A 22701-nucleotide genomic window follows, 5' to 3' on the forward strand; every position below is an offset into this window, starting at 1 on the left:
AACGAAATACAATGATATATAAAATGAGAACAAACTACAAGCCAAACCTACTACTGTTGTTGCTGTTTGCCGTTCTGTTAGTATCGTGCAACGAGTATAAAGAGGTAGAAGAGAGAGGGCAATTTGTGGACCACGAGATAAACCTTCAGCTACCCATAGATATCCAAAACGCCCAAATAACAGAGGCAAGAGTAGTGATGACCAACGTAAGCAGCCGACAAGAGTATGCCGTTACCGCCTTCCGTTCCGAGCAAGACAAGTACGTTGCCAACATCACACTGCCTGAAGGAACCTACAACTTAACGGTGAACGGTGTTGTAAAATATCAGCTAAACAAGAAAGAAATAAAGGCAAAGGTGAAGGCAAAGCGCGATAATGTCGTTGTTCAAACCACATCGAAAGCCACCAATATAGGACTAAATGTGTTTGCAGCAGAGGAAGGTTTCGTTATCACAGAGCTATTCTTCACAGGCACAACAACCCCACAAGGCTTCATGTACACCGACGACCAATACATAAAAATAGGCAACAACAGCGACACTATCATGTATGCTGACGGGCTATGCTTCGTCGAAAGCTTCTTCACAAGCGATGATAAGCACGACTATCAGCCCGATATCATGAGCCAAGCCATAACCATTGATGCCATCTATATGGTGCCTGGTACAGGACGAGATCACCCTGTTAAGCCTGGCGAAGAGCTAACAATAGCCCTCACCGCCATCGATCATAGACCCATAAACCCCAACTCTTTCGACCTGAGCCGTGCCGATTTTGAAATCTTTGATAAGACTTCTAACCCAGAAGGCGACCAGGATAACCCGAAGGTAACGAACCTTTTGAACTGGTATGCCAACTTTGAAGGAACCTTTGTAATGCACACTCGTGGCGTAAAAAGCTATGCTTTGGTACGTCCAATGGTGGATATGGCAACCTTTATGAAGGACTATCGCTACAAGTTTGGCTATACTTTTAAGCAGGGAGATTACGTTATTCCGATGGACGAAAACGAGTATTTCATACCCAATTCGTGGGTCGTTGATGCTGTAAATCTGGCTGTTCCGACTGTCCATGAGTGGAATATTATATCGCCAATCCTCGATAAAGGGTTCACTTATTGTGGGCATGTTGATGCCGACGAGCAACGTTATAACAAAGCCGTTGTACGACTAAAGGAGGGCAAGAAGTGGATTGATACCAACAATTCGACCTACGATTTCCAGCCCAACGCAGTGCCTACCTACTTAAAAAATAAATAAAATAAGATATAACATGAACACAATCAGACAATTCCTATTATTGTTTTTTATGCTTGTTCCCACCTTGTTGCCATCTCAAAACAGGGTAATTGAACAAGACAAGACCTTCAGAAAGGGCAAACTTCCGAATGGATTAACCTACTATATACGCCATAACGATAAGACAAAGGGCGTGGCTGACTTCTACATAGCGCAACATGTAGGTTCTATTTTAGAGGAATCGAACCAGCGAGGGCTCGCTCATTTCCTCGAACACATGGCGTTTAACGGAACGAAAAACTTTCCGGGCGACGACCAAAAGCCGGGTATCGTGAAGTGGTGCGAGAGCGTTGGCATTCAGTTTGGCACCAATCTCAACGCTTATACCAGCGTAGACCAAACCGTTTACAACATCTCTGCTGCCCCCATAAAGCGCGAAGGAATTATCGATTCGTGCCTTCTTATCCTCCACGACTGGAGCCATAACCTCTTATTAGCCGATAAAGAGATTGACAAAGAAAGGGGAGTGATAGAAGAAGAGTGGCGCACACGTCGTATGGGACTGGCCATGCAACGCCTTGCCGAAGCCTCTATGCCCGTGATATATGCAGGGTCTAAGTATGCCGATTGTATGCCAATAGGCGATATGAACATTGTTAGAACCTTCCCATATCAGGCCCTTCGCGACTATTATCATAAGTGGTATCGCCCCGATTTGCAAGCCATTATCGTGGTAGGCGATATTGATGAGGACCAGATAGAACGCAAAATTAAAGCCCTTTTTGGTACGATAGAAATGCCGAACAATGCCGCCGAACGCATATTCTACCCAGTGCCCGACAACAAAAAGATGATTCTCTTCACGGCAACCGATAAGGAACAGCCTACAGTAAACTTTACTTTGTACATGAAGAGAGATGTTACACCACGCCAAGAACGAGGTTTCTGGCAGCCGTTTGCCGACAATTATATGACAAGCATCTTACGAATGGCTATCAACGACCGCCTGAACGAACTCTCACGCAAGGCAGATGCGCCCATTATATCGGCCTCTGTGCGTGATGGAAACTTCTTTATGGCTTCCACGAAAGAGTCTTTTGAAGTGTCGGGAGTGCTAAAAGAGAACTCGATAGCCAGCGGAATACAAACCATTATAGGCGAAGTTGAGCGTGCAAGGAGTCTCGGTATCACCGAACAAGAGTTGAAACGTGGCAAGGCAGAGCTGCTTTCGTATGCTGTAAGTGGCTATAACGACCGCTTCAAGCGTAGCAACAGAGAGCTTGTTGAGGCTTGCGTAGAGAATTTTCTGGAGGAAGAGCCGCTTATCGACCCTGCTGTTGAGTTGCAATTGGTGCAGGAACTCGACGCAAAAGTAACCCTTGAGGAAGTTAATAAGTACATGCGCGAAGTCATAACCAATAGCAATCAGGTGGTAACCCTATACGGACCAGAGAAAAAAGGCTTTGCGCTGCCATCTAAAAAAGACATAGAAAAGCTCGTACTTACGGCACAAAAGAAGCGTTATGCGCCTTATAAAGAGAAAGATATGGTTTCGGAACTAACACCAAACCTCCCTGCTGAGGGTCGCATTGTGGCTGAAAAGGAATACAAGTACGGCTATACCGAGTTGCAATTGTCTAACGGTATGCGTGTATATGTACGCCCAACGACCTTCGCCGACGATGAAGTGAGGTTGAAACTCTTCAGTATGGGCGGCAAAAACATGTACGCTGACGACGACATGCCGAACCTTTCGTACCTTATTTCGGGCGCTACGGTAGGCGGAGCAGGCCAGTTTGACGAGCTAAAATTAGAGAAAATGATTGCAGGAAAGCCTATTTCGATTGGTCCATACATCGATGATGAGACCGAAGGAATGGAAGGTAGCTCGAATGTAAAGGACCTTGAGACGCTATTTCAGCTGCTATACCTCTACTTTACACAGCCCAGAAAGGACGTAGAAGCCTTCGAAAACATGATGAGCCAGCAAAAAGAGTTCCTCAAGAATGCCCATGTGAACCCCCTGATTGCCTACAACGACAGCTTGCATAAGGTTGCTTACCAAAGCGATAGACTACATTCGATGAACAGCGAACTGCTAAAGAAGGTGAACTACGACCGCATATTGCAGATATATAAAGAGCGTTTTGCCAATGCAGCCGACTTTAAACTCATACTAACGGGCAACATCGACATGGCACGACTGCGCCCAATGCTCTGCAAATATGTGGCTGTGCTGCCATCGAACAACCACTTTGAAAAGGTGGGAACGCTTGGACCCAACCTCGTTGATGGGCAGGTGAAGAAGCTATTCACCAAAGAACAGAAAACACCATCGACCACAACAACCATCGTTATAAAGGGAAAGATGGACTATAACAATCGCAACGAACTGCTTTTAGATGCTGCCGTGCAACTGCTCCGCTTCGTTTATACCGACAAAGTGCGCGAGGAAAAGGGCGGAACATACGGCGTTTCGGTGTCTGCAACACTGCAAAAACACCCCTACAACGAGGCTGTTTTGCGCATCGCATTCCAAACAGACCCAAGCAAATACGGCTCTCTTATTCCGATAATATACGAACAATTGGAGAAGTTAGCGACTGATGGACCCGCTCAAACCGACCTCGATAAGGTGAAAGCCTACGAACTTAAGGTGTACAAACAGGTGCAGGAACTAAACAATTATTGGGAACTTGTGCTGTACAACGACCTGTACAACGGCACCGATATAGATACAAACTTCGTAGAAATAGTGAATAGAATGACCACAGAGGACGTCAAACTGATACTTAAACAGCTACTCGACCAGAAAAACCGCATAGAGGTTACGATGTCGAGCACCGACTTATCTAACCACTAATTTGTTGTTTCAAGGGGCATAACCCCCATAGCTTATAGGCTGTTTCAGTAAGCAGGCAACTTAAAAATTATGCCGTAGCTTGCTGCAAACAGCCATTTTTTTGTCCCTACTCATGCTTTTCTGCCTACCATTGCCACGCCCCTAAACCTTATATATATAATGTGTAGGCTACGAAAAACCTCCTGCGATTTCTTTACAAATATTCTTTCGCTCTTCGTTTCGTAACACATTGATACACAACACTTATACTCCTACTTTCTAAAAGAGCCTGTTTTGCGATGTAAAAGTGCCTATATTGCACGGCAAAAGCGGCTGTTTTGCAACGCAATATAGGCTGTTTTGCAATGCGAAAGCATATACCCCACTTTTTCTGTCAATATTTCGGAAACGAGAAAAACGCCTGAATGGTGTTCGCAAATAAGTTTTAAGACAATGTTGGTGCAGTTCGCAAATAAGTCATTACCTTTGCATTCAGATTACCAGTCCCAACGGAACAATGCGTTAGCAGAAGGTAACAACCCTACAAAAAGCATTTTACGATAGAATAAAAAGCAATGAACAATATGCTAAGTCGCAAACTCTACTATCTCTTTCATAGTGGAAAAAACTCGAAATTGAAATACTATGTAACGTCCTATCTGTGGATACTTACACCGCATTTCGTGCTTTCGTGGTTGCGAAAGTTCTTGCTATCGGGTGTCGAAAAGCGCAAAGACTGGTCGGAAATCGCCCAGCGCGTAGCGTATTACAACAAGTTGCGCCGTGCAGACATCGACCTTTCGCTGTTTCAGCAAAAGGCTATCAAACTATCGGAACAAAAGAAAACCAGTCAATCGGTCTACTATTTAGACTCTTTCCGCTACGCAAAAGCCTTTCCGCTCGACGCTAAATGGCGTTTAGATCCGGGCGATGTAACATGGGTTTCCGACATCCCTTCCATCGTAAAAAGTAGGCCCATACATGGCAACAATGCCAATTCGGTGTTGCTAAACCTCGACCGTGTGCGCCATTTCCTGTTTGTAAACGACCACACGAAGTATGCCGACAAGCAAGATAAGGTGGTGTTTAGAGGACTGATAGGGCAATACGACTGCAACAATCTAAAGCAAAACAGATACGATTTCGTAAAAAAATTCTTTGGAAATCCGCTGTTCAACATTGGCGTTATCGACAAGAGTTTCAAGGAATGGCATACCGAAAAGATGACCATCGGCGAACATTTGTCGTACAAATTCATCATGGCACTCGAAGGAAACGACGTAGCCAGCAACCTAAAATGGGTGATGTCGTCGAACTCAATCGCCGTTATGCCGCGCCCAACCTACGAAACATGGTTCATGGAAGGCACCCTCATACCCGATTATCACTACATTGAGGTAGCCCCCGACTACTCCGATTTGGAAGCCAAAATCAACCATTACATCAACCACCCCGACGAGGCGCAAGCCATAATCGACCACGCCCACGCCTACGTAGATAGGTTCCGAAATCCTCGCCGCGAGTATATCGTTGCGCAACTCGTGCTGGAAAAGTATTTCAGAGAAACCGCCAAGGAAGACGAAAGAAAGTAGGGGAGGGGTGTAAACAACGCATCTTACAATCCATAACAACTTTCCCGAAAGTTAGAAAACTACTCAATCGTCAGATTTCCAACCCCTTACCCAACAGCAAACCAATTGTAATTACGTTTTTTTCACTATTTGTTTGCATATTTAAAATAATGTTTATACTTTTGCATAGGCTGATGAACCAGTAGCCAGAAGAATCAAAATCGAAGCATATACAGCCTTACACCTTATATAATAGAGAGGCGAGAGGCAAAGAAAAACGGCAGAAACAACCTAAAGAATTAAAACAATCTGAACAACAAACAACTAATATATTGTACGATGAAAAGACTTATTACTACACTATTTGCAGCCATTGCCCTCTTTGTAGCAATGCCTGTAACTGCACAAACAACCGAAACTGAGTACAATTTGTACGGACATCTCGTTGGAACAAAGGAGAATAACGGCATCTATAAGTTTACAACGGCAGCTACTTCATACTTTACCGAAGTGCAAAAAATACCCTATGCACCCGACTACGGCATTGTAAAGGTGAAAGACCGCTACTATTTCTTTGTGAAAGACGATTCCGATTACGGCTCAGATATGTACATGTACATCTACAACGCCAGCGATTTCACCAACATAACACGCCACAAAGTGCCTGCCGACATGGTATCGATAGGTTGTCCGATAGCCTACGACGAAACCACCGACAAGGTATATTCAGTCTACAAAGATGGTTCAACCTATAAGCTCTGCACCCTCGAACTAACCAAACACGAACGCAAAGAGGTGGGCGTATTGGGCAACAACATTCTCGCAATAGCCTTTAACAAAGAAGGAAAACTATACGGAATCAACTCAGCAGGTAGGGTAGGAGAAATCTCAACAACCGATGCTACATTCACAGAGATACTCTCTACGGGCATGAATCCGCTTTATCAGCAGTCAGCAGCCTTCCCCGCAAACGACAATAACACCCTTTATTGGGCGGCAACGCTCGACGATTGGGGCGGAACACCGGGCATTTATAAAATAGACCTAAAGGCTAAAACCAGTACAATGCTACGCGAATTCAAGCACGAAGAGGAATTTGGGTGTCTCTGGGTGGGCGATAAGGTGGTGGCTCCGGGCGCTCCTGCAAAGGCAACCGACCTTGCTGCCCACTATACCAACGGCGAACTGAAGGGCAAAATAAGCTTTACAGCACCCACAAAGACTTACGACGGACAAGCACTTACGGGCGCTTTAACCTTCAAGGTGCTTGTTGATGGCGTGGAAAACACCAGCGGCAACACGCAGGTAGGACAGGCTACCACAGCAGAAGTAACCACAACGCAAGGCCTACACGACTTTGCCGTTATCGTAATCAATGCAGAAGGCAATGGCGACAAGGCCGAAATAAAGAACATTTACGTAGGACACGACACACCAAAGCAGGTGAAGAACGTGAAATTAGCGCAAGGAGAGACCATCGATAAGCTGATATTGACATGGGACGCAGCCACAGAAGGAATGTACAACGGCTACGTAGACCCAACAGAAGTGAAATACCAGGTGCGCAAAATGCCTTCAGGCGAAATCGTAGACAACACAGGCGCATCGCCATACACCTACAACGTTACGCAAGAAAAGGCTGAAAAGTGCTTCTTCGACGTTACTCCTTACATCGACGACGACCACAAAGGCATTCCAACAGCATCGAATAAGATAATGATAGGTAAGCCTTTCGAAGTGCCTTACACCGCCACCTTCGACACCAACGACGAAGTATTGCTCTTCACAACAGAGCATATCGGCGACGGAAATGCCTATTGGGACTGGGACAACGACTACAAATTCATGAAGATATACAGCTCTTCGGCACCTAAAAACGACTGGCTGTTTACACCATTCATAGCCGTAGAGAAAGACATGCGATACGAATTGTCGTTCGATATACGCACCATCGGCACCGAAAAGTACGAAGTGATGTACGGTTTGCAGCCCCAATCCACTGCAATGACCGAACGATTGGTGCCTGAAACACAGGAAGACACCGACAAATTCGCGCCCCGTATCGTAGAATTTACTGCCAAACAGACGGCAGCAATATATATTGGGTTCCATGCTAATACTACTGATGTTGAGAAAGGAATGAACCTTTACCTCGACAATATACGCTTAAAGAAGGTCGGAACAACCGCCATCAGTAGCATATCTGCCCTTGCAGCCGATGTAAGCCTACGCATTGCCGACGGAGGAATCTATATTCTTGGCGTTGATAACTATATCAGCGTAGCGCGCATCGACGGCACTCACCTCTTTAGTGGCGCTGTTAAAGCTGGTCAGCACATCGCCCTCGCAAAGGGAATCTACCTTGTGCGCACCGCTAAAGGCACACAAAAAGTGGTAGTAAAGTAAGGTTTAACCACACAGTAGCTGTATTCTTTTGATGCAGTAACCCAAGTTCGAAGGAGTCTTCACCCCATGGTGAGGCTCCTTTTTTTGCTTGATGACCTTCCTGTTGCCCATAGTTTTCCTATTATTTATGGTCCTTCTAATTTCCATCAATCCCATTGCTACACTGAAAAAAAATGTTATCCTCAATACCATCATATCACAAATAAACATTATCTTTGCACAAAAAACAAAGCGTATGGACCCAAACAACAACCAAACACTGTGGCAAGTAGTTAAGAAATACTTCAATGTCATGCCCGGTAAAGCCTCTGAAGACAACGTAATAGCACAGATAACCGAAGGTGTAAACTTCCAGGGAGCACCCTTATGGATACTTATTCTTGCTATCTTCGTCGCTTCCTTAGGACTCAATGTCAATTCAACGGCAGTCATTATCGGTGCCATGCTCATCTCGCCACTGATGGGACCAATCATCGGAATGGGATTAGCGGTAGGAATAGCCGACCTGAATTTGTTCAGGAAAGCTATCATCAACTACCTCATTACCACCATTCTCAGCGTTGTTACAGCTACCATTTACTTTTTACTTTCGCCTATCACAGAAGCACAATCAGAAATTCTTGCACGTACATCGCCCACACTTTACGATGTGTTGATAGCACTCTGTGGCGGTGCAGCCGGTATTTTGGCAGTAGCTACAAAAGGCAAAAACAACGTGATACCGGGTGTTGCGATTGCTACTGCCCTAATGCCACCACTCTGTACGGCGGGCTACGGACTTGCAATGGGCAACATATCTTACTTCTTGGGTGCCTTTTATCTTTACTTCATCAATACTGTTTTCATCGCTTTCACCACCTGCGTGGGCGTTCGTTTAATGCACTTCCATCGTAAAAAGATGGTCAATCAGGAGAAGTTGAAGCGTGTAAACTACTATATTGCAAGTATTGTTATCATCACAATGATACCTGCTGGCTACATGACATGGCGCATTATTAATCAGAGTGTCATCGAAAATAACGTCGAAAACTTCCTGCGCAACGAAATAAAAGACAATGGAACTTACATTCTTTCGCACACTTTCGACAAAGAAAACAAAACGTTGGATGTTGTAACAATAGGCAATTCTATTTCTAATAGCAACGTTAAGAAGGCACAGGAAGCCCTGTCCGACTATCAGTTAGCCGACTATCGACTTCGCATTATACAAGGTGCTAATGCTGATAGTCTTATGGCTATGCAGCAAAAGAAACGCGGTTTGGTTGCAATAGGAGAAGGAACGTCTTCCGATTGGAAGGAACAAGTGTACAAAAACGATGCCTTACAGAAGCAGTTAGCGGCTTATACACGTTATCCAGAGTTGGCTAAAGAGATGAAACAAGAGCTGAAAGCCATTTGTCCGGAAGCTAAAAGTATAGCCCTTTCGCACACTTCTGAAGCCTTTGTAGATACTGCTCTCACCCAAAAATACGTGCTTGCGGTGGTTAAAACCAGCAAAACACTTCCTGCAAACGACAAGCAACAGCTTTACAAATGGCTTAAGGTGCGCGTAAAAACCGATAGTCTTCAGTTGGTGGTATTGCCCCAATAGGTTGCCACAGAAGCATAACGAGAGCTTCGAAACAACTTTTTTTACCCCCTTACACCCCTTGCGTAAAGATGCAAGGGGTTGTTTTTGATTTGTTATCTCCTAAATATTGAAATCTTAGCGTTTCTATATTGTTAAATAAGTTTACCCCTTCGTCTTCCCCCTTATCGCTCTACCATAACGTCATATCATTGATTTCATTTACCGCTAATTTCCTTTTTTTGTCGCAACAACAGCTTACAAAATGTTGAAAAATATTGAGATTTTTCTTCTTTTTCGTTTGTGTAGTTGAAATAATATATTTATTTTTGCAAAACTTACATAACCTTTGAGAAGAAGAAAGAGAAGTTAAAATCATATTCTGCCGTCCACCTTATTATATATAAGGGCAGCAGAGAAGACGTTACAATCGGCAATCTAATAAACGAAGGGCAATCTTGGGGCAGGCAAGCACAGCCTTCACACACCAGAAAACTGATGCAGAAATAATGCCAATACCACACAGCAGGTGGCTGAAAAGCAAGGTTGTACAACCATATGCAGGCACGAAACGATAGAAAAAAGCTTTCCACAACATCGTGATAGCATATTGAACACTAAATTTATTGCTTATGAAAAAGAAGTCTTACCTTATGTTCGCTGGCATCATAGCCTTTTTGCTATGCTGGTCATCAGCCATGATGGCACAGAACAACAGCCAGCGTGAGAGTTCACTAAGAGACGCCTTGTCGGCAAGACAAGGTGGTATGGCGATGGGTTCAACCCTCAAAATGCCTGTCGCTCAGCGTCCAAGTACAGACAACATGCTATTGCAGACAGTGGCTTCACCCCTGCAAAAGCCACTTGCTGCGCCACTCTTGAAGACTCCTGGAGGCATTGTGCTGTGGGGAAACGTCATTCATCAAGAAGGATGGAAGGTGGGTAACGCTGCCTACGGCATGTATTCGGTAGGCACTACAGTCCCTATTGAAGTGAAACCATTAGGACTTATGAACTATATGGAGGTGAATGCAGGAAGCGGAATAGTCGGCGACGTGTTCCATGCGATGTATTTAGACCTCTTATCATACTCGGAAGGCAGGGTCAAAGTGCATCATTATACTTACGATATAGACACTTGGGAACAGCTTTCTGACGATAATCTCGGAGAAGATGGACTATCGCTGTGCGCCATGGAAACTGCACAAGACCGCAAAACAGGTAAGATTTACGGCGTATTCTGGGACGAAAGCGGTACGAACCTGCAATGGGGAGTGATCGATTATACCAAGATGAAACGCGATTTCATCGGTTGGGCAGAACATCAATACGTTGCTTTGGGTATCAGCAAGGAAGGAACGCTCTACGGAATATCCCTCGATGGCGACCTATATGCCATCAGTACCACCGACGGAAAGGAAACTTTGATCGGTGCAACAGGCGTTACTGTAAAAGATGAGTACGGCAAATACTTCCAACAAAGCGGCGAAATAGACCAGAATACCAATACTTTCTATTGGGCAAGCATAGACAAAGACGGCAAGTCGGTGCTATATAATGTAGACCTTACAACTGGAAAGGCGAACAAAATAGGCGATATGCCTATCGAATCTCAGGTATTGGCGCTTACAATACCTATATCTACGGCATCTGCCGAAGCCCCCGCACGTGTGGAAAACCTAAAGTTTGTATTTGAAAAAGGTAATACCACAGGACGCATTCAATTTACTGCTCCAAGCAAAAAGATAAACGGTGAACCGCTAACAGGCAACCTTACATATTATGTTGTGGCTAATAACGACACTGTAAAGAAGGGTGTTGCTACGGCAGGAGCTAAGGTTGATGACGAAATAACCGTACCTGGTGGCGATACAAAGTTCCTCGTTACCATTGCCAACGCTGCAGGCTCATCGCCTAAAGTAAGATATACTGCATGGGTAGGCTACGACATTCCTGCTGATATAGAGCGTGTTAAGTTCAGCTACGACGGCACAACAGCAGTCGTTACATGGCCTTCCGTAACGCAAGGAAAGCACGGCGGATATGTAGGAGAGGTGATTTACGACGTGAAAAGAATGCCAGATGGAGCTCAAGTGCAAACCAATGTAACAGGAAACAGTCTGTCTGTACCTTTCACAACCACCGAATTAAAGAAGTATAGTTTCGCTATTACACCGAAAGCGGGCAACCGTCAAGGTGAGGAAGTGGCTTCTAACGGAATCGTTATAGGCAAGGCCATCGTGCCACCATTTAAGGAAAGCTTCTATGATGAGGAATCTTTCAACAACTTTACAGCCATAGATGCAAACGACGACGGCCACACTTGGGAGTGGGGATTGGCTGATGACTGGAAAGGAAGGGCTCAATCGGGTTACAATCCTAAGGGAGTAGCTGACGATTGGCTACTATCTCCACCGTTTGAACTAAAGGCAGACCGACTCTATACAGTTTCTTTAGAAGCCTATAATACGCTTGCCGAACAGTTTAAAGAGGTGTTCCAACTTGCTTGTGGCGAAGGTTATAACCCTGAAAACTATGTGAAAGTGGGGCAGCCAGTACTTGTTCCGAAGGCACAAACAAAGTTTTCTTACGAACTGAAAGTACCTAAAGATGGCTCATACCACCTTGCCATTCACGACAAGAGCGGCTTTAACCAATGGCGTTTCTATGTTCGCAACTTCCAATTGGTACCTGGTGCGCTCTTCACAGCGCCTAATGCAGCGACCGATTTCCACGTTATTGTAGACCAAACAGGCGGAGAAAAGGCTACATTATACTTTAAAATGCCTGTGAAAGCAGTCAATGGAGACGCCCTTACTGCCCAGTTAGACTCGGCAGTGATATACCGCGACGATGTGAAACTCGGTGTTTTGAAGAACCTTATGAGCGGTCAGACCATGACATATCAGGACAATCATGTGGCAAAAGGCGCACATATATATAAGGTGGTGGCCTATAATGCATCAGGAGCAGGTCGTGAAGCAGTGGCAAAAGCCTTTGTCGGATTCGATATGCCAGCTACTCCTACAGGTTTGAAGGCGTTAGACAAGAATACAGTGGCAGCCCTTTCATGGGATAAAACGTCTACTGTCGGAGCCAATGGTGGCGTTGTTGTACCAGAAGATGTAACCTATTACGTCATGTCCATGAAGGATTCGAAGGAGCCTACCGACACTTTGGCTTCGTTTAAGAATAAGAACAACTTCGATGTAACGTCTATTGATCTTAGCGATGGCGAGCAACAACGCTTCGTTTATTGGGGTGTTGCAGCACAAAACCAGTTGGGAAGCAGTGGCATTGCTACCACCCGACTCATCGCTGGTAAGGCTTATAACGTGCCATTCAAGGAGAGTTTTGCCAACGCATCGCTTTCTTCGTTGGTTTGGTTGGCCGATACGAAAGGCACATCGTGGAAGATTAGACGTGGCGTAGCATACGATAATGACGGTGGTGCACTCTGTTTTGAACCTGCACACACAGGCGATGAAAGTACGTTAGGTACAGGAAAGATTTCGCTTATCGGCACAACCAATCCGAAATTGATATTCAACTACGGGCGAAAGAACTTCCCTGACACCAAACTTATAGTATTTGTGCAACGTCCAGACGGCACCCGCACCGAACTAAAAACGATAGATTACTCTCTAATAAATAACAATCAGGCATGGTTTAACGAGGTTATTCCATTGAGCGCGTTCGAAAATGAGCGCTTTGTATTTATTGGATTCAAAGCTGTTGGCGGCACTAACCACGAGCCAATCTTCGTCGATAACATTCGTATCATGGAGGTTCAGCGCAACAATTTGGCTGTTACCGTATCTGGAACAGGCAAGATTATCAAGGGACGCAAGGCCAAACTCAACGTAAAAGTGGAGAATATAGGCGAGCGCGAGGCCGAAAACTTCACCATTCGCGTTAAGACTGGCGGCAAAGAAGTAAACTCTTACGTATGGAAAGATGCACTCTCACCATTCAGCAACTGCACGCTTGATTTCGAAGTTCCATCATCTGCCATCATCAAAGACGCAAAAGAGATGAAGGTTATCACAGAAGTTGAATACGATAAGGACTTAGATATCACCGATAACAAAGCAGAACTGACCGTCAGACTCGAAGATTCTGAAAAGCCAAAGGTACAGAATTTGAGCGCAAAAAGGGAACAATCGAATGTATCACTCGTATGGGAAGCGCCCAATACAGCCCCTGAAACCATAACAGAAGACTTCGAACGCTACGACGCATGGTCTACAGAGTTTGGCGATTGGACCCTCATTGATGCCAACAAGGGCTACTCTGGTGGTTTCTTCGACGACCTTTGGTATCCTAATCAGTTCACTCAGTTCGCCTATATCATATTCAATCCGTTTGTATTAGGGGAGAATGTGGCACGCCTTAACCCTTGGTTGAAACCGTTCTCGGGCCAACAATACGCTTCAGTTCCATACGAACTCGATGCCACAGGGCAGGTTTACGTGAACAGCAACAACTGGATTATTAGTCCAAAACTATCAGGACAGGCGCAAACAATATCGTTCTATGTGCATAATATGACGGTAAATGATGTTGCATATATTGAAAATTACGACGTACTTTGTTCTTCATCGGGTAAGGAAATAACCGATTTCACCACAGTTCTTGCCGAAAATCGTCAGGCAGTATCGGGCGAATGGGAGAAGGTAAGCATCAATGTGCCAGCTGGAACAACCTATTTTGCAATCCATCAGAAGACCCCACAAACTGGTCTTATGTTTGGAATAGACGATGTTACCTATACAAAGGAAACGCCTACGCCAATTAGTTACGCTATCTACAAGGCTGGCGAACGCATCAATAAGGTGCCTGTCGGCTTCCACCATTACGTAGATGTAAATGCTGGAGAGAGTGTACAGTATGCCGTTACAGCCATATATGCCGACGGAACAGAGTCTGCTCCAGTGGAAGTAAATGTACCAACAGGTATCGAAAGCGTCATTACCGACGGCCAACCAGTAGATGTTTACACCATCGATGGCAAACTTGTACGTCGCCAGACAACTACTCTTCGTGGTCTACGCAAGGGTACTTATGTTGTTGGAAATAAGAAAATAATTATACAATAAAAGCTCTTTTGTCGGTGTTCGCTCCCGTATCGGGTAGCGGACACCGATTTTTTTTAATATCAATCGTTGCAGACGAGCAACCCTTCGCGAAGTAAAATGCTCAACGACAACCTCGTTAGCGCATCGTCAGAGCGACACAACGCACCTTTCAAGGAAGGCAGAACGAGCAGCAAACGCAGTTCGTTATCAATGCGAGATATTCAACTTTAAAAACATATATCTATATGAACATGAAACAAAACCTATTCGTAGCCTTTGCGCTACTCATGCTTTTGCCAGCTGTAGCATGGGCTAAGCCACGCACAAAAGCTGAAATGAAGAAAACTGCCGCAAGTGCTATCAACCTGCAAACCACGCTAAGTAAGCACAGACTGAACGCTCCGAACCAGAACGGAACACGTAGAACAGCAACACAATTGCGCGAGTTGAAACAAACAAACACGTACACTGTGTTCGGTTATACCAATGGTGGCTTCGCCGTAATATCGGCAGATGACCTCGTACCAGAGGTTCTTGGAGTTTCGGAAGCCGACTTCGTACAGAACGATAACCCTGGTTTCAACTGGTGGTTAAAGGCAATCGACGAGGTCATTACCGATGCAGTAAAGAACAATAAGAAGCTCGGTATCACCAAACCAGACCCTAATAAGTATAAAGCAGAGGTGCCAACGATGGTTACAACCCTCTGGGGACAGCAGTCGCCATACAACAAATTGTTGCCCAATACCAAGAAAGGACACATCATTACAGGCTGTGTGGCAACAGCAACAGCACAGGTTCTCAACTATTTTAAGTATCCATTGCGAGGCGTTGGCTCTCGTACGCTTTACTATCCAGCCAACGATACAAGCGGAGATGCCATTGTTGCCGACTTCGGAAATACCACTTACGACTGGGCAAACATGAAAGATGACTACAGCGGAACCTACACTGAGGCTGAAGCAAACGCTGTTGCAACCCTTATGTTGCATTGTGGTGTAGCATCAAACATGGAGTATGGCACTGCAAATGTGGGCAGTAGTGCTTTCATGAACGATTGCGCCGAAGGTTTGCGCAACTACTTTGGCTTTGCTGAAGCCGAGCATGTATCGCGTGTAGACTACAATACTGCACAGTGGATGGACATCGTTTTCACCGAACTTTCTAACGGACACCCACTCATTTATGGTGGTGTTAGTCCTGGTTCTATGGGTGTTGACGCTGGCCACGCCTTTGTTATCGATGGTTATAACAAGGATGGCTTGGTGAGTGTGAACTGGGGTTGGAACGGAGATGTGAATGGATACTACAACATCGACCTGCTGAATCCAGGCAATATGTACTCGTTTACGCACTACCAAGATATTGTTAGAGGTATCCACGGTAAGGCGAAAGAACTCGTGAAGCGCACCATCAACTTGCCAAAAGCAGGTGTTTTGGCAGATAGTATTCCTGCCAGCATGCGCGAAAACATTGGCGAACTCACACTCAAAGGCGATATTAACGGTTCCGACTTCCGCGTTATTCGCGAGATGACAGGTAGCGATTACGAAGGAAAATTCACTCAAGGATCACTCTATATGCTCGATATTAAGGACGCAAGGATAGTAAGTGGCGGCGAAGCATACCTTAAAGAAGGACAGCTAAAGACATCTAACGACAACCTTCCAGAGCGTGTTTTCTATGGTTGCAATAGCTTACGACAGATCGTTCTGCCTTCTGGAATGAAGACTATCGCCGATGGCGCATTCGCATTCTGCCGCGCTCTCGCTGCAATCGACAATATTCCAGCGGCTGGCGGTGACAATTTCGTTTACGATGGTGGCGTTTTCTATACAAAAGACTGCAAGGAAATTATCAGCGTTATACCTTCTATGCAAAACGAACTCGTTGTTGCTGACGGCATAACAAGTCTGCACAGTTATGCACTTGCTGGCTGTATCGCTATCAAGCGTCTTGTTTTGCCAACATCAGTAACCTACTTAGGCGACGAGAGTTTGGCTGGTTGCAGCACGCTTAGCGAGATTAAAATCTTCTCAACAAAGCCTCCAAAGTTGGGTAAAAACCCACTTCTCAGCAGCCGTGTCAATGGTATTCTCTTGCGAGTGCCTATCGATACCAAGAAGGATTATAGAGGTTGGGGCGGTATTCCAGTCAAGAACATCAAGGAATTTGGTAGCATCGTAACCGTAAGAAATACCATTCGCGAATACGGCGACGCCAATCCTAAGTTCGGATATACCATCAGAGGAGAGTATTTCGAAGGTCGTCCTGAAATCACTTGCCAGGCTGATAAGACTTCGCCAGTGGGCAAATACGATATTCATATCGACTACGGCACCATCAAAGACAAGACCATTAAGCTCGTGGGCGGTATCCTTACAATCGACAAGGCAACCCTTACTGTAAGCACCGACGATGTTACTCGTCAGGCAGGCGCAGCCAATCCAGAGTTCGTACTCCATTATAGAGGTTTCGTAAACAGCGAAAACGAATCTGTGCTCACCGCTCGTCCTACCGCTACAACTACTGCAAACGAAAGCAGTCCTGTGGGCGAATACGACATCATCATCAGTGGTGGAGAGGCTCAAAACTACAAGTTCAATTACAAGAAGGGCAAGCTAACGGTTGCTGCTTCAACAGGAATAGCACACACCGATGCTGCCGATACTACCGAACCACAGCCAGTTTACACCGTATCTGGTACGAAGGTAGGCACCACCGCAACCCTTTCTAAACTTCCTGCAGGTGTTTACATCGTGAACAAAAAGAAGGTTGTAGTGAAGTAAACAACAGACAATATCCCTCAATAGGTGTTGCTTTTCAGCGCAACCTATTGGGGACGATATAGCGAAAACACCCCTCGCAGCTTGTTTTATAGCTGTGAATGCCAATTTATCTGAAAGTTATATTGGTGTCGGCAAGCTCTTTTTGTAGGCACCAATATTCTTTTTTAAGTCAAAACGGTCGTTAGATTCTTAGCTGACAAAGCTGTTACAATCTAACGACCGTTATGCTTTTCACACCACAGCCACCCCTCTTTGTTGCCTTATTTCGGCTCGCAACAAAGATAAAAATACGTTCGTTTGAATCAGAAAAAGAAGGATATAAAAGGCAAGGCGATGGTTTGTCCCCTCTGTTCGCCTTACGTTCAGATGGCAGCAAAGTGCATAACGGCATATCCAACAAGTATGGCGATGGTGAAACTGATAAGCGTTCCTATCATCACATACTCTGTAATCTTGATATCTTTCGCCTTGTTCAAGTCGCCAAAGCGGAATACCGACTTTGCAGCCAATAGGAAACCAACGCCTTCAAGGTTGCCCGTTAAGATGAAAGTAAGTATCAATATGCGCTCCAAATAGCCTATCCACTTGCCCGCATGAGGCAGTCCTAACGATGTCAGAGCCGTTAAGTCCCACCGATTTAGCAGCAAGTTCATCACGATTGACGTAGGTTTCAGCACCAACGCATAGCCAATAGCATAGATAATCAACTTGTTGCTGTTGAATAGGTCAGGCATAACAGCTTCGCAAATCGTTCCGCCTGTCAATTGGAAAGCTACAAACAGAATCACCGAAATATGGGCTATCTGGTCCATAACAAACGCTGCCACCGACTTGCTACGTATGCTTGTTTTTATCGTATCAATGATAAAGTGCGATAAAAAGATAATTGCAGGAACGGAAAAGTTGGTCCATTGCGCCACAAAAATGTAAGTTGCAACGGCGTGCGTGAAGCTATGAAGCAATAAGAATAACCATTTGCGCCCGTCCGCAGCATTCTTTCCAGAGTTCATCTTGTCCGTTTGCAGAAAGAAATCAGCCACGATGTGTGCCAAAAGAAGGCGAAATAAGATATTCATAAATTACCTTTTATAGTGTGTTATAAGTTGATGGTATCTGTTAATATACTGTCTGATAAGCTTTTCCTTCGCCAAAAGCGAAATCTTACTTATGTTTTGCGCCGACTGTTCCTGTGCTTCTGCTATTTCCTTCTGACTCTTCTCAAAGGCCAACGACTCGAAAACCACGAACGATTGTGCAGGAGTCCAGTTCGAAATAATATCGTCTGCAAACATCGTACTCACCTTTAGTTCCTCGTTGATAGGCTCCGATTCGGTTTTAACAACGAGGTTTTGCTTGCCCAATTCGTCGAAAGCACGTCCCGAAAGTTGGAAAGCTTCGCCGTCGGAAGCCACAATCTGGTCGGCAACAAATTCAACATTGCCAACGCCAACAGCTACTCTTGCGTCCCAAATCAGCTTCGAATTCTTCGGAGTATTCATTCTTAACCCTGCCCGAACCAACACTGCCACCAGCAGCGCATATTCAGTTTGGTCTACTAAAATCTGAAAACTATCACCCCGAAACACCTCGTATTTCATCGAACACAAGTGTTTCAAGTCCGATACTATATTATCCAGCGCCTGCAACAACTGCGGTCTTTGCTCGATAGGTATAGCCGTTGAGTTAATAATATCGCCAGTAATAACTGCCTTCATCATTGTTTTAATCGTCTTTTTGCAAAGATATAAAGAAAAGTTTGAGTAGCAAAGCAAACCCAGTTGTTTTTAAATAACAACCTATTCAGCTTGTTTCTGTAAAAACAACCCATATAAGTTGTTTCTTAAAAAACAACCTATTTAAGTTGTTTTTCTCCTCCTTCGTCCCCCCTTTTCGTCCCAATCGCCCAGTCTCGGTCGCAACCTTTCCCATCAAACCCACCTCTTTCTATTTCCTCTATAATCCATCGAGTGCCAACAATCCCCCTCGTTTTTTCTGCAAAACCATAGTTTTCTGGTTTTTTCAACGCCCCCAACCGAACTTATTCGACAAAGATGGCATTATGTCGGAGCAAATAAGTATATTTGCAAGTGTATATTTTTTAAGTACAAAAATGTGGTTCGGGCGCATCGTTGAGGCTCGAAAGTTTAATATTTAAGGCATAAAACAGATGAGTAAGATATTGTTGATAGTAGACCCGCAGGTCGATTTTGTAAATGGTTCGCTCCCTGTTACAGGGGCGGCAGAGGCTATGGACGCACTGGCAGCGTATGTGAAGGAACATGGCAACGAGTATGTGGCACGGCTGGTTACGGCCGATTGGCACCCTTACCACCATTGTTCGTTTGCCGATGAGGGCGGTATGTGGCCACGACATTGCGTGCAACACTCGGCTGGAGCTGCCATTTGGCAGTCGTTGCTCGAGGCATTGAACCAGACACGGGGCGGTTTCACCTTATTATATAAGGGCAACAACATTAAGAAAGAAGAATATTCGATTATGCAAAACGAAGAATCGGCAAGCGTAATCTGTCGGTTGGTCGAAGCAATGAAGATTGAACAACTCGATGTTTGCGGTTTGGCGGGCAACATTTGTGTGCTGGATACGGCGAAAGACCTCAAGAAAATGCTGCCCAATACCAAGCTGAACATCTTGGAAGAATATGCGCCTTCGCTCGACGATGGGTCGATGTTGAAGGACTTTATTAACGGTTTAATTTAAAATTTTGACAACGGGCAATGCACACAACAAGCGGCATTGCCCTTTCTTTTTACCGAAAGTGCAACACATTTTATAGCACTGGGCAATAGACTTTCGGTGCCTTCATTTCCCTTTATTCCTCCTCTTATTTTGTAAAGAAAGTACATGTGAAAAGCGAACCAAATTGTTTCGCTTTGCAAAAGTGCCTGTTTTGCGCTGCAATATAGGCTCTTTTGGCGTGCAAAATAGGCACTTTTACAACGCAAAACAATGGGTATTGCAAAGCGTTGTAGGTCAGATGGTTACGAGAGTATATTTATTTTACAAATTCTTTGCATTTTTGTGGCGTTAGAAAGGGGCGTATAGGGTGGGTGGTGCAAATGGCTTTGGCGCTCTTTCAGCCTATCTACCGACTTTTAAAACAAAGCAAATAACACTACCCAACATACTACCCAACGATTACTTGATATGGCTTTTCAGATGTTGTATCTTTGCAAATGTAAACGAACAAGGGGTGTAGGACGGTACGAAAGTGCCAAGAACGCTACACATTATTTATATATATAGATAGATAAACCTTTGAGAACGTAAAAACAAATATATAAAAACATATAATACGACAAAAATATGAAATTAACGTTTGAGCAACATTTGTCGCCTCATTTCACGGTGGGCGAGTTCTTTCGGTCGGGTACTGCCATTCGATTGGGCATCGTAAACAAGCCTGATGCACACCCAGAAGAAGGACTAACCAACGAGGAGGTGGTGGAAAACCTGCGGAAACTGTGTACCGAAGTGCTGGAGCCGCTGCGCAAAAGGGTGGGGCGAGTGATAATAACGAGTGGGTATCGCTGTCAGGAACTGAACAAAGCGGTGGGCGGAGTGCCTCATTCGCAACATTTAAGGGGCGAAGCTGCCGACATATATGTGCCGAATCAGGCAACAGCCCTGCGCTACGAACACATTCTCGAGGCCCATTCTGCCGTGCAACAACTGTTGTTGGAACCGCTCGGAACTGCCAATAAACGATGGCTACACGTCAGTTTCAGACAGCAAAAGTAGTGCTGTTAGCGACAAAAAGGGAAGAAATTTTGGAGCCGAAACGATGTGGACACATTAGCTCTGGCATGGCATTGTCGAGCCACCATACCACTGAGAAAATAGAAAAAGAAGGGTTTTAAGAAACCTTATTATATTATTAACCAATCAATTTTATTAACCTTTTAAATTTTAAGTATTATGTCTATCAAGTACAAATTGTATCAATTAAAGAACAAAACCAGTCAACGAAACGGTTATTGGTATGCCCGTGCCGCCTACATCGGTACTGTTGGCACCAAGCAACTGGCTACACGCATCAGCGAACGCTGTACCGTTACCGAGCCAGACATCTTGGCTGTGATTAGCGCATTGGTGAGTGAGATGTCTCATAACCTGCAAAATGGTATGCGAGTGAAGCTCAACGACTTTGGAACCTTTAAGCTTTCCATCTCGTCAGAGGGTGTAAAGGAGTTGAAAGACTTCTCTGCTGTGAAGCATATCAAGCGCCCTCACGTTCTTTTTCAGCCTGAAACGCATGTCGGAGCCGACAAAGTGCGCATCAAAAACTTTATTTCGGGCGTGAAAGTAGAGGAGCTTGAGAGCTACGAAGGTACTCCGAAGTCGAAGAAGAACGGCAAGAAACCAAGCGGCGGAGGCGCTGAAGGTGGTCATCAACCCCACCCATAAGCAGGGTAGGCGAAGGCCTATTGCAGGGGACGGAGCGCGCTTCGTTCCCCTGCTCTCACCACTATCGATGAGCGAACACCTAATTATTAACCTTTTAAAACTACAAAATTATGAAGAAAGAAAAATGGAAATTCATCATGCAGATCGTGCTTTCGGTCCTCTCAGCCATTGCTACCACGTTGGGAATGGGCTCGTGCAAGTAAGTCGGAGAGCGAGTAGTTCATAGAAAGAAAGTCGGTATAGCCCAACCGAAACACCTATCGGAGGGACTTAGACAATCATTGTTAATCTATAGTACCGATTATTTAAGACCGTGCAACAGTCTGATGCGTAACACTTTACAAACGCAATGGCCGACAAAATAGTAGGTTGCAGCCGACAATAACGGAGGTAGTAGCCGACAAAAGAGTAGGTTTGATGCGACAGGAAGGGAATGATTATCAGATAGTTGCGACATATTGGGAAGTCGGCAGCGACCGAAAGGGAAAGTGTTTGTTTGGCAATCGTCTTTTCATCGCACTTTCGGTAGTTTCTTAAGGCAGCGTTGCAGCTGTTTCAGAGAGGAACAACGCTGACCGACTTTCCTTTGTTTTATGCTGTTGTCGTGCGTATATTGCATAACAAACTGATTACTAATGTATTGCAATATAGCGGCAACAAAAAGGGAATATGTTTAGAAACGAATAACAAAACAACCGCGACAAATAAGGAATATCCGTTGGAATGCCCTGCTTATACGAGTGTTTAAGCCTGCATTTAACATATTTTTTCACTTATTTGTCGC

15 protein-coding genes are annotated in these 22701 nt (G+C 44.9%); 12 read left to right on the forward strand and 3 right to left on the reverse strand.

Going from position 1 to position 22701, the window contains the following annotated elements; translation table 11 throughout:
* Positions 1 to 23 precede the first annotated feature (23 nt).
* From HXN26_RS00680 to HXN26_RS00700, 5 genes are all read left to right on the forward strand, one after another.
* The gene (locus HXN26_RS00680; protein ID WP_273158167.1) at positions 24 to 1259 is read left to right on the forward strand and encodes a DUF4876 domain-containing protein; all 1236 of its coding nucleotides are present in this window, start codon (positions 24 to 26) and stop codon (positions 1257 to 1259) included.
* Between the two features lie 13 nt (positions 1260 to 1272).
* Positions 1273 to 4101: a M16 family metallopeptidase gene (locus HXN26_RS00685; RefSeq protein ID WP_337954471.1), complete on the forward strand. Its 2829-nt coding sequence runs from the start codon at positions 1273 to 1275 to the stop codon at positions 4099 to 4101.
* A gap of 563 nt (positions 4102 to 4664) precedes the next feature.
* A complete protein-coding gene (locus tag HXN26_RS00690; RefSeq protein WP_273158189.1) occupies positions 4665 to 5672 on the forward strand; it encodes a glycosyl transferase family 90 in 1008 nt (335 codons plus the stop codon).
* Between the two features lie 318 nt (positions 5673 to 5990).
* Positions 5991 to 8057 carry a choice-of-anchor J domain-containing protein gene (locus HXN26_RS00695; protein WP_273158169.1) on the forward strand — a complete coding sequence of 689 codons (2067 nt, stop codon included), beginning with the start codon at positions 5991 to 5993 and terminating at the stop codon, positions 8055 to 8057.
* 235 nt (positions 8058 to 8292) lie between these two features.
* Complete coding sequence (locus tag HXN26_RS00700; RefSeq protein ID WP_273158190.1) at positions 8293 to 9648, forward strand: TIGR00341 family protein; 1356 nt, start codon at positions 8293 to 8295, stop codon at positions 9646 to 9648.
* A gap of 400 nt (positions 9649 to 10048) precedes the next feature.
* Here HXN26_RS00700 and HXN26_RS00705 read toward each other — a convergent pair whose 3' ends face one another.
* Positions 10049 to 10222: a hypothetical protein gene (locus HXN26_RS00705; RefSeq protein WP_273158170.1), complete on the reverse strand. Its 174-nt coding sequence runs from the start codon at positions 10220 to 10222 to the stop codon at positions 10049 to 10051.
* A gap of 34 nt (positions 10223 to 10256) precedes the next feature.
* On the opposite strand from HXN26_RS00705, the gene HXN26_RS00710 reads away from it, so the two are divergent.
* The gene (locus HXN26_RS00710; protein WP_273158171.1) at positions 10257 to 14723 is read left to right on the forward strand and encodes a choice-of-anchor J domain-containing protein; all 4467 of its coding nucleotides are present in this window, start codon (positions 10257 to 10259) and stop codon (positions 14721 to 14723) included.
* A 224-nt stretch (positions 14724 to 14947) separates the two neighbouring features.
* On the forward strand, positions 14948 to 17491 hold the full coding sequence (locus HXN26_RS00715) for a C10 family peptidase (RefSeq protein WP_273158172.1): 2544 nt from the start codon (positions 14948 to 14950) through the stop codon (positions 17489 to 17491).
* 362 nt (positions 17492 to 17853) lie between these two features.
* On the opposite strand, the gene HXN26_RS00720 is transcribed toward HXN26_RS00715, so the two are convergent.
* Positions 17854 to 18567 (reverse strand): DUF3307 domain-containing protein, encoded by a 714-nt coding sequence (locus HXN26_RS00720; protein WP_273158173.1) that lies wholly within the window; start codon positions 18565 to 18567, stop codon positions 17854 to 17856.
* Positions 18568 to 18570: 3 nt separating this feature from the next.
* On the reverse strand, positions 18571 to 19209 hold the full coding sequence (locus HXN26_RS00725) for a SatD family protein (RefSeq protein WP_273158174.1): 639 nt from the start codon (positions 19207 to 19209) through the stop codon (positions 18571 to 18573).
* A 449-nt stretch (positions 19210 to 19658) separates the two neighbouring features.
* On the opposite strand from HXN26_RS00725, the gene HXN26_RS00730 reads away from it, so the two are divergent.
* The 5 genes from HXN26_RS00730 to HXN26_RS00750 all read left to right on the forward strand — a co-directional run bounded on the left by HXN26_RS00730 (position 19659) and on the right by HXN26_RS00750 (position 22454).
* Positions 19659 to 20210, forward strand: coding sequence for an isochorismatase family protein (locus tag HXN26_RS00730; protein ID WP_273158175.1), 552 nt, complete (start codon positions 19659 to 19661; stop codon positions 20208 to 20210).
* Positions 20211 to 20816: 606 nt separating this feature from the next.
* Positions 20817 to 21251, forward strand: coding sequence for a D-Ala-D-Ala carboxypeptidase family metallohydrolase (locus HXN26_RS00735; RefSeq protein WP_273158176.1), 435 nt, complete (start codon positions 20817 to 20819; stop codon positions 21249 to 21251).
* A 177-nt stretch (positions 21252 to 21428) separates the two neighbouring features.
* Positions 21429 to 21917 carry an HU family DNA-binding protein gene (locus tag HXN26_RS00740; protein WP_024999797.1) on the forward strand — a complete coding sequence of 163 codons (489 nt, stop codon included), beginning with the start codon at positions 21429 to 21431 and terminating at the stop codon, positions 21915 to 21917.
* 110 nt (positions 21918 to 22027) lie between these two features.
* Positions 22028 to 22120 carry a smalltalk protein gene (locus HXN26_RS00745; protein ID WP_273158177.1) on the forward strand — a complete coding sequence of 31 codons (93 nt, stop codon included), beginning with the start codon at positions 22028 to 22030 and terminating at the stop codon, positions 22118 to 22120.
* 166 nt (positions 22121 to 22286) lie between these two features.
* Complete coding sequence (locus HXN26_RS00750) at positions 22287 to 22454, forward strand: hypothetical protein (RefSeq protein ID WP_273158178.1); 168 nt, start codon at positions 22287 to 22289, stop codon at positions 22452 to 22454.
* The last annotated feature ends 247 nt before the right edge of the window (positions 22455 to 22701 follow it).

The sequence above is a fragment of the Prevotella aurantiaca genome, assembly GCF_015262605.1.
Lineage (GTDB): Bacteria > Bacteroidota > Bacteroidia > Bacteroidales > Bacteroidaceae > Prevotella > Prevotella aurantiaca.